This window comes from Aminipila sp. (assembly GCF_032051575.1).
Classification (GTDB): Bacteria; Bacillota; Clostridia; order Peptostreptococcales; family Anaerovoracaceae; genus Aminipila.
Genome location: NZ_DAMBYD010000016.1, coordinates 64,377 through 74,456, shown reverse-complemented (window position 1 = coordinate 74,456; position 10,080 = coordinate 64,377). Strand labels below are relative to the sequence as shown.

At 35.5% G+C, this 10,080-nt stretch carries 8 protein-coding genes; 7 read left to right on the top strand and 1 reads right to left on the bottom strand.

Features of this window, described 5'->3' with window-relative positions:
* On the top strand, positions 1-546 hold a 546-nt coding region (locus tag RTW14_RS17840), incomplete at its 5' end, for a hypothetical protein (protein ID WP_331654506.1).
* A gap of 207 nt (positions 547-753) precedes the next feature.
* Here the strand turns inward: RTW14_RS17840 and RTW14_RS17835 are convergent.
* Entirely contained in the window at positions 754-1,845 is a 1,092-nt protein-coding gene (locus RTW14_RS17835; RefSeq protein WP_312654009.1) for a tetratricopeptide repeat-containing glycosyltransferase, read from the bottom strand.
* A 266-nt stretch (positions 1,846-2,111) separates the two neighbouring features.
* Here RTW14_RS17835 and RTW14_RS17830 point away from each other — a divergent pair, with 266 nt between their 5' ends.
* The 6 genes from RTW14_RS17830 (at position 2,112) to RTW14_RS17805 (ending at position 10,043) form a co-directional block, all read left to right on the top strand.
* Positions 2,112-3,641 (top strand): ABC transporter ATP-binding protein, encoded by a 1,530-nt coding sequence (locus RTW14_RS17830; protein WP_312654007.1) that lies wholly within the window; start codon positions 2,112-2,114, stop codon positions 3,639-3,641.
* Position 3,642: 1 nt separating this feature from the next.
* Positions 3,643-4,773 (top strand): ABC transporter permease, encoded by a 1,131-nt coding sequence (locus tag RTW14_RS17825; protein ID WP_312654005.1) that lies wholly within the window; start codon positions 3,643-3,645, stop codon positions 4,771-4,773.
* A complete protein-coding gene (locus RTW14_RS17820) occupies positions 4,773-5,732 on the top strand; it encodes an ABC transporter permease (RefSeq protein WP_312654003.1) in 960 nt (319 codons plus the stop codon). Before RTW14_RS17825 ends, RTW14_RS17820 begins: the two co-directional genes overlap by 1 nt.
* Positions 5,733-5,919: 187 nt before the next feature.
* A complete protein-coding gene (locus RTW14_RS17815) occupies positions 5,920-7,782 on the top strand; it encodes a YgiQ family radical SAM protein (protein ID WP_312654001.1) in 1,863 nt (620 codons plus the stop codon).
* Between the two features lie 3 nt (positions 7,783-7,785).
* Entirely contained in the window at positions 7,786-9,123 is a 1,338-nt protein-coding gene (locus RTW14_RS17810) for a site-specific DNA-methyltransferase (protein WP_312653999.1), read from the top strand.
* Between the two features lie 23 nt (positions 9,124-9,146).
* Positions 9,147-10,043: a YitT family protein gene (locus tag RTW14_RS17805; RefSeq protein WP_312653997.1), complete on the top strand. Its 897-nt coding sequence runs from the start codon at positions 9,147-9,149 to the stop codon at positions 10,041-10,043.
* The last annotated feature ends 37 nt before the right edge of the window (positions 10,044-10,080 follow it).

The following is a 10,080-nucleotide window of genomic DNA, read 5'->3' as shown; positions in this document are numbered from 1 at the left end:
GGAGCCACGGGACCAACAGGAGATACCGGACCAGCAGGAGCAATCGGAGCCACGGGAGCCACGGGACCGACAGGAGATACCGGACCTACGGGAGCCACAGGCGCCACAGGAGCTACTGGAGGAATATTGAATTTTGCTGATTTCTTTGCACTGATGCCTCCAGATAATGCAGCAACAGTTGCTCCCGGAACTGATGTTAGCTTTCCACAAGATGGACCTACCAGTGCTTCAACAATTACCCGAACAGGTCCTAGCTCATTTAACTTAGCTGAAATTGGCACGTATGAAGTATTATTCCAGGTAAGTGTATCAGAAGCAGGCCAACTTATTTTGACTCTTAATGGGGCTGACTTAGCTTATACAGTGGTAGGTCGTGCAACTGGCACTTCACAGATAGTAGGAATGGCGCTTGTAACTACGACAGTCATTAATTCAATACTCACTGTACGAAATCCTGCAGGCAATTCGACGGCACTAACCATAACTCCTCTCGCCGGAGGCACAAGGCCTGTTTCTGCGCACCTTGTAATAACACAAATTGCGTAGATGAACAGACTGACTATGTGTTAGCTTTTACGAAATAAAAAGAATCTGAAACCATCAGAATCTAATCCTCAATAAATTATTAAAAAATCGGTACGCGATACCTATTTAAACTGACATTGTATCAATCATATTTTAAACTATCTAAGATTTAACACCAAAAAGGAGTTTACAAATTGCAAACTCCTTTTTGGTGTAGAGAATTAGTTATTATATTTTATTACATTTTTGCTCTATAATTGATAAATTGTTAATTAGCCTGTTATCCTTAGGACTAAACGAAAGTGCTGTTTTTGCATGACGAAGAGATCTATCATACATGCCAAGCCAATAGCAACTTATTGCTTCCAAATCATCTGGCGTATAATCCCAACAATATCCCATATTAATATAAGTTGGAGATTTTTGATTTATTTTTAAAGCTTGCTCCGTCATATAAAACACTAATTCCCAATCATTTAAGACATAACCCATTTTTGCACATTCAACATAGGGCTCTCTCATGTGTGGGCATTCAGCAATAGCCCTATAATACCAACTGAGCGCCTCGGTAATATTTGAAAGCTGAAAGTATGATTTGGCTATCCATCTCATTGAAGCGCATCGTTCTTCTTTCCAAACAGATGATTTTAAAGATAAATGCCTTTTTAAGGTTTGTATGCATTTTCCCCACATTTCCTTATACATATACTCACGGCCGAGATAATAAGTAACACGGTCATCTTCGGGTGATTCCTCCACCGCCATTTCTAATAACGGAAGATATGAATCTCTTGATTTTGTTTTGTCTGGATAATGATTCAGTACCATTCCGGTAGCAAATACTGTTTTTTCAGGAACTTTACCTATATATTTTAAACATTCATGAATCGGATAATTCCATTTGTAATAATCCCTTGAATGAGCTTTAAAATAGTTAAATTGTACATCGGGTGTTCCATCCTCTTTTAAGCTCCAGTTGTATAAATATTTAGCCATCTTTGTGTCTTTAGTCCAGACGTCCTCAAGACATTTTCTCCACCCTTTTTCAAAAATCTCATCTAAGTCAGTACATACACAAATATCAATATCAATAGGAACATGATTCAATGAAATATTTCTAGCAATATCAAATCGCCAAGGTTTTACTTCAGTCACATATACAATGACACCTTTTTCGCGAAGTTTTGCCACAGTTCCATCATCTGAACCAGTATCAGTCACTACAATAAGATCCGCTTCATTCATTGAGTCTACCCATCTATCAACAAAATCCACCTCATTTTTACAAATTGCATAAACACACACTTTATATTTGTTCAAATTATCACCCAAAGTTCCTTTCTTTTATATTCCACAAGCTTTTTAACCTTCTCAAATGACTTTTAGTACAATATATAGGTAAATTATTATTTGATGACGCTCTATTCATACTATATGAGAAAACAAAAGAAGTTGATACTTTGTTTCATTAATATAAATGTATATAAGGCGTATCGTTCTAAGGGAAAGTTCCCTTTTGTTATGTTGTTTTTTATGTAAAATTTAGGTATAATATTTATATTCTATTGAAGAGAGGTTCAACCATTATGGAATATATAATAGAGATGTTAAACATCACAAAAGAATTTCCAGGAATCATAGCTAATGATGATATTACATTACAACTGAAAAAAGGTGAAATACATGCGTTGCTTGGAGAGAATGGAGCTGGTAAATCCACTCTGATGAGTGTACTGTTTGGGATGTATCAACCGGAAAAGGGTGTCATTAAAAAAAATGGGCAAGAAGTTAAAATTAGTGACCCTAATGATGCCAATGCTTTAGGAATTGGTATGGTACATCAGCATTTTAAGCTGGTACACAATTTTACAGTACTTCAAAATATCATTTTAGGAGTGGAAACTACTAAAAACGGAATTTTGAAAATGAACGAGGCTAAAGAGAAGATTGTTGCTTTATCTGAAAAGTATGGTCTTATGGTAAATCCTGAGGAGAAGATTGAGGATATCACTGTAGGAATGCAGCAGAGAGTAGAAATACTTAAAATGCTTTACAGGGATAATGAAATCCTTATTTTTGATGAACCTACTGCAGTATTAACTCCACAGGAAATTGAAGAACTGATGAAAATAATGAAGGGACTGGCAGCAGAAGGCAAATCTATTCTTTTTATTACACATAAATTAAACGAAATAAAGGAAGTTGCCAATAGATGTACAGTACTTAGAAAGGGAAAGTATATTGGAACAATCGATGTAGCGACTACTTCAAAAGAAGAAATGTCAGAAATGATGGTAGGCAGAAAAGTGGATCTTACGATTCAGAAAAAAGCAAAGGATCCAAGTGAAATTGTACTTGAAGTAAAAAATATGACAGTAAAATCTAAGCATAATAGCAAAAATGCTGTCAACAATGTTTCTTTTCAAGTAAGAAAAGGTGAAATTGTCTGTATTGCAGGGATAGATGGAAATGGGCAATCTGAATTAGTTTATGGGCTGACTGGTTTATCATCCATAGAATCTGGAGAGATATTTATTAATGGAGAAAATATTACAAAGAATAGTATCCGCAGGAGAAATCTGGCAGGTTTATGTCACATTCCTGAGGATAGACATAAAGATGGACTTATTTTAGATTATAACCTGGCTGAGAATCTGATATTAAAAAATTATTTTAAACCAGATTTTCAAAAAGGTGGGTTCTTAAACTTTAAGAAATCTAAAGAGTATGCTGAGAAACTTATTGAACAGTTTGATATCAGAAGCGGTCAAGGAGCTAAGACTACTGTCAGAAGTATGTCAGGAGGCAATCAGCAAAAAGCCATTATTGCCAGAGAGCTTGATTTAGACCCGGAAATTTTGGTTGCAGTACAGCCTACAAGAGGTCTGGATGTGGGTGCTATAGAATATATTCATAGGCAGCTTATTGAGAAGCGTGATGAAGGAAAGGCTGTGCTTTTAGTTTCATTAGAGCTTGATGAAGTAATGAACGTAAGTGATAGAATTCTTGTTATTTATGAGGGTGAAATTGTTGCTGATGTAAACCCCAAGGAAATATCGATTCAGGAATTAGGTTTATATATGGCTGGATCAAAAAGAAATGAGGTGACAGCGTAGGATGGAACGGATAAAAAAGCTTTTAATAAGTGATGCATTTAATAACGCTATGTCATCAATTTTTGCTATATTAATTGGATTGTTATTTGGATTTATTATTTTATTAATTAGTAATCCTTCCCAGGCGGGAGAGGGATTAGTTATTATTTTAAAAGGTGGATTTAGTACAGGCGGTAAAGGAATGGGGCAAGTATTATATTTTGCAACCCCTTTGATTCTGACAGGTTTATCTGTAGGTTTCGCGTTTAAAACGGGACTATTCAACATTGGTGCCGCAGGACAATTTATAATGGGTGCTTTTGCGGCTATTTATGTTGGAGTTAAATGGACATTTCTTCCTGCACCTATCCATTGGATTGCAGCCTTATTAGCAGCAGCGGTTATTGGTGGACTATGGGCATTGATTCCTGGGCTTATGAAGGCTTATTTAAATGTTCATGAAGTAATTTCCACTATTATGATGAACTACATAGGAATGTATATGGCAAATTATTTAGTAAAGCTTACAGTTTATGATAGTCTGAAAACACAGTCATTAAATATAGCGAGTACTTGCGTATTGCCTAAAATGGGATTAGATGATATATTTTACAATAGCCTGGGTGGTGGCAAAGATTTGTCTACAGTAAATTGCGGCATTTATATTGCCATAATCATTGCAATCATTATGTATGTTTTATTGAATAAGACCACTTTTGGATACGAGCTTAAGGCATGTGGATATAATGCTGATGCCAGCAGATATGCAGGTATAAATGAAAAGAGAAATATTGTGCTTTCCATGGTTATAGCAGGAGCGCTATCTGGACTTGGTGGTGGGCTATTATACTTATCAGGTGCCAGCGGAAGACATATCAAGGTTGTAGATATGCTGGCAAGTGAAGGCTTTAATGGTATTCCGGTAGCCTTACTTGGACTTTCCAATCCTATTGGTATTATTTTTTCCGCTATTTTTATCTCATATATCACACAGGGAGGAAACTATCTGCAACGATTGGATTATGCCCCTGAAATTATTGAAATGATTATAGCCTGCATTATTTATTTTAGTGCATTCTCATTAATTTTGAGAAGAATCATACCTAGCATCATAAAGCATAAAGCTGAGAGTAAGAAGGGGGGAGAAAAGTAATGGATGTTTTATATTTAGTCGTTCAACAGACAATGTTTTTTTCAATTCCACTTTTAATCGTCGCACTTGGCGGTATGTTTACTGAACGTGGCGGCGTTACCAATATTGCTTTGGATGGTACCATGATTATGGGTGCATTTGCCAGCATATATTTCATAAACCAAATGCAGGATTCTATGAGCGGACAGGTATTGCTAATTTTAGCTATTTTAGTTGCCGTAGTTGTTGGGGCAGTTTTTTCACTATTACTTGCATATTCAGCAGTAAACATGAAGGCAGACCAGATTATTGGAGGCACAGCTTTAAACATGTTTGCGCCAGCATTTGCTATTTATGTAGCCAGAATGATTCAGACAGACGGGGTTCAACAGATTACTTTTCTAAATACCTTTAGAATCGATTCTGTACCAGTTTTGGGAGATATTCCTGTTATCGGGAGTTTATTTTTCAAAAATGCATATATTACAACATATATAGGTTTTATTATACTTATTATATCCGTTATAGTCTTATATAGGACTCGGTTTGGTCTAAGACTACGCGCTTGTGGTGAGCATCCTCATGCAGCAGATTCTGTAGGTATAAATGTATATAGAATGAGATATGCAGGTGTTATGGTTTCTGGTGGTCTTGCCGGTCTAGGCGGACTTGTATTTGTAATACCAACATCAACAAATTTTAATGCAACGGTAGCAGGATATGGATTCCTTGCATTGGCAGTTATGATTTTTGGACAGTGGAAGCCAATCAGAATTTTGTTTGCAGCATTTTTCTTCGGTTTAATGAAGACAATTGCTTCAGCTTATTCGGTTATTCCAGTTTTGGCAACATCAAATATTCCAAGCGATATTTATAAAATGGTGCCATTTATTGCAACGCTGATTGTGCTTGCTTTTAGTTCTAAATCTTCACAGGCGCCAAGAGCAGTAGCAGTACCGTATGATAAAGGCAGCAGATAAATAATTTTAAAATAAATTGCATAAGATTTTTTCAATAAGAAAAAAGAGAATAAATTACGAAGGATTTTTTTCATATACCAAGGCGGAAACAGTCAAACGTAGCGGAATGTACTTATGTACATGAGCAACGTATTGAATGTTGACAACAAAGGTATATGGAAAAAAGACAAGTAAGAAAGAGGTTTGAATGGGATTTTTGCCTATAACAAAAGAAGAATGTGAAGCAAGAGGTTGGGAACAGCCAGATTTTGTTTTAATTACAGGGGATGGCTATATAGACCATCCCTCTTTTGGCACTGCTATAATTAGCAGATTGTTAGAAAGCCGAGGATATAAGGTGGCTATTTTATCACAGCCAGACTGGAATAGTAAGGAAGATTTTATGAGGTTTGGAAGACCTAGATTAGGATTTCTTATAAATGCAGGAAATGTTGATTCTATGGTCAATCATTATTCAGTTTTTAAGCATAAGCGAAGAACGGATGCATATTCTCCAGGTGGGGAGATTGGAAGGCGTCCAAATCGTGCAGTAATTGTTTACAGTAACAGAGCCAGAGAAGCATATAAAGATGTTCCTATTATAATTGGAGGCATTGAATCAAGTTTACGAAGACTTGGACACTATGATTATTGGGATGATAGTGTGAGAAGATCTATATTGCTGGATGCTAAAGCTGATATATTGATTTATGGCATGGGTGAACGAGCAATTATAGAAATAGCAGAGGCACTTGAATCAGGTATTGAATCTAAAGATATCGGATGGATTCGAGGAACTTGTGTTAAATCAAAAGAAATTTATATGGATGAAGATACATTAATGTTACCTGATTTTCAGGACATTGCAGAGTCCAAGAAGGCCTATGCAGAAAGTTTTGCTATCCAATATAAAAATAATGATTATATTATAGCTAAAAGACTAGTAGAAAAGTATAGCGAAGGCTTATATGTAGTACAGAACCCACCACAGCCCCCACTTGAAACACAGGAGCTTGATGATGTTTATGAATTACCTTATGAGGGTACGTATCATCCATCTTATGAGGCACTGGGAGGAATACCAGCTATTAAGGAAGTAGAATTCAGTATTATAAGCAGCCGAGGCTGTTTCGGTGGTTGTGCTTTCTGTGCTTTGACTTATCATCAGGGCAGGCAGGTGAGAGGAAGAAGTAAAGAATCTATTGTAAATGAAGCGAAAAAATTAACCGCAGTACAGGGTTTTAAAGGATATATTCATGATGTAGGAGGGCCTACGGCAAATTTCAGAGTGGCAGCTTGTGAAAAACAGCTGACTAAGGGAGTTTGTACACACAAAGATTGCCTTTATCCACATCCCTGCAATCAGATGAGCGTAGATCATAAAGAATATTTGGAAATACTCAGAGAACTTCGAGGTATAGAGGGTGTAAAAAAAGTATTTATACGCTCTGGTATAAGGTTTGACTATGTAATGGCAGATAAAAGTGATGAATTTCTAAGAGAGCTTTGCAAATATCATATAAGTGGTATACTTAAGGTAGCACCAGAGCATGTTTCTGACCGGGTACTTTCTTATATGCATAAGCCAGAGAAAAAAGTATTTGAAGAGTTTAGCAGCAAATACAAGAAGATAAATGAACAGTTAGGATTAAAGCAGTATTTAATTCCTTATTTAATCTCTTCACATCCAGGAAGCACTTTAGAGGATGCCATTGAACTTGCACTATTTTTAAGTGATAATGGATTTGTGCCAGATCAGGTACAGGATTTTTATCCGACACCTGGAACTTTGGCAACTTGTATGTATCATACAGAACTAGACCCATTAACCATGAAAAAAGTCTATGTGGCTAAGAGTATGGAAGAAAAGAAGATGCAGAGAGCTTTAATCCATTTTAATAAACCAGAGAATCATGGATTAGTAAAAGCTGCATTGGTTAAGGCTGGAAGAGAAGATTTATTTGGAAAACTTCTTCGGGGTCCAGGTAGATCACAAAATGACAGAAAAAAAGAACCAAGGGAAAATACAAATAGGCAGATTGCGAATAAGAGCAACAAAAGAAGGAGCTAATTTATGAGCTTGATTTATAAGCTTGCAGAAATAATTGATGATTGCAGAAATGAATATGAAGAGATGAGAAAAGAAATCCAAGATGAAAACTGCTCATGTGATTTTGATGTTCATGAAATTTATGGTGAATATGAGTCTGCTAAAAATAACATTTTAGCTAAGGGTGATAATCTTAAATTCATGAAGTACTTGGCTTCTAAAGAACAATTTCGAGAAAAGATAAATTTGATTTATGTAGATCCACCATTTTTTTCTAAAGCAGATTATAACATGCAGGTGAAAATTAGCACGAAGTGCCTTGAAGAAACATGTAAAATAAAGCAGATTGTTTATACAGATACCTGGAAAGAAGGAATCGAGTCATATCTGAGGATGATATGCATAAGACTATTTATGATGCGTGATTTGCTTGCTAAGGAAGGGTGCATCTGGATGCACCTTGACTGGCATGTAGTACATTATGTAAAAATCCTAATGGATGAAGTATTTGGAGTGGACAATTTTATAAATGAAGTTATATGGAATTATAAATCTGGGGGCACTAGTAATAAACGCTTTGCAAGAAAACACGACACTTTGTTATTCTATGGAAAGAATGAAAACTATTATTTTAAGGCACAAAAAGAAAAGTCCTATAATAGAGGCTTTAAACCTTATCGGTTTAAAGGCGTAGAGGAATTCCAAGATGAAGTAGGCTGGTATACACTTGTAAATATGAAAGATGTGTGGCAGGTGGATATGGTAGGCAGAACTTCATCTGAAAGGACGGGTTATGCCACCCAGAAACCAGAAATCTTATTAGAACGGATTTTAAAAAGCTGTACAAAAGAAGGGGATATATGCGCGGACTTCTTTGGAGGCTCAGGAACTCTGGCCGTTACTGCAAATAAAATGAAAAGAAACTGGATTACTTGTGATGTGGGAAATAATGCAATATCAGGCATTAGAAAGCGAGCATTGCAGAGGAAAGCAGAATTTACTATTTTACAGGAGAATTTTTCAGAACAGGAACCTGGCGAAATAGTTGTAAATGTGGAAAGACAAGATGAAAAATACCGAGTAACATTACATAGTTATAGGTTTAATGAAAGCTACTTGGATAAATTTGGAATAAATGACCGGGAGAAAATTAATACCATAATAAATACAGATTCCTTAAGTTTTATAGACTATTGGAGTGTGGATTTTAATTATGATGGAAAGATTCACAAGCCACAGAATATTCTTATAAGAGAGAAAGAAATATTAGAAGAAACAGCAGAGAGTATGTCTCATACAGGTATAATCAGTGTTTCATGTATAGATGTATTTGGTAATGTAATACAAAAAATTTTAAAATAGTTTAAATAAAGGGGAGAAAGAGGATGAAAAAACTAACTAAGCAGAGCGTTAAAAATTTTGTATTAGATTTTATATTAATATTAATTGCATGTTCTTTAGGAGCTTTTGCTACAGTTTCGATTATGCTGCCAAACGGACTTTCAAGTGGAGGCCTTACAGGTGTAATTAGAATACTTCAAAATTACTTGCCTTTTGGTTTCTCAACTATGTACTATATCGGCGCTCTTATTATTCTTGCAATATGTGCAATATCATTAGGACTAAAAGAGGCAAAAAAAATATTATTAATGTCTATTATGTATCCAACGGTAATGGTCTTCTTTGAAAAAATGAATTTTGACCTGCTAGAAGAGAAAGATATGATATTAGCGGCTATATACTGTGGTGTATTTTCAGGGATTTGCAGTGGTATAGCATTTTCCAGGGGATATTCTTCAGGAGGCTCAGATACTGTTGCAAAAATTATACAGAAAAAGTTTTTGCCGCATGTCAGTTTAAGTAAACTTTTAATGACTATTGATGCTACAGTTATTATTACTTCGGGTTTTGTTTTTGGCAGAAATATAGCGCTATATGCTTTAGTTACAACAGTTATTATATCAAAAACAATTGATTTTGTTTTATTTGGTCTTGAAACTAGAATTATTCAAATGGAAATTATTACTGAAAACCCTGAGGACATTGCAGAATACATAATGAATGATATGGAAAGAGGCGTTTCTATAGAAAACATTGTTGGCGCATATTCGGGAAAGGAAAAACAGAAACTTCTGATTTTATGTTCACCAAGGGAAGGAATTTTAATCAGACAGCATGTAGCAAAGGCTGATCCAAAGGCGCTTGTTACTATTATTCATGTAGATTCTGTTTGGGGTAATGGCAATGGGTTTAATGATATTGATAAAGAGATAAGTAATTAAAAGCAGTATGAGTTCTTTTCTTGATTGGAGGAGTGAA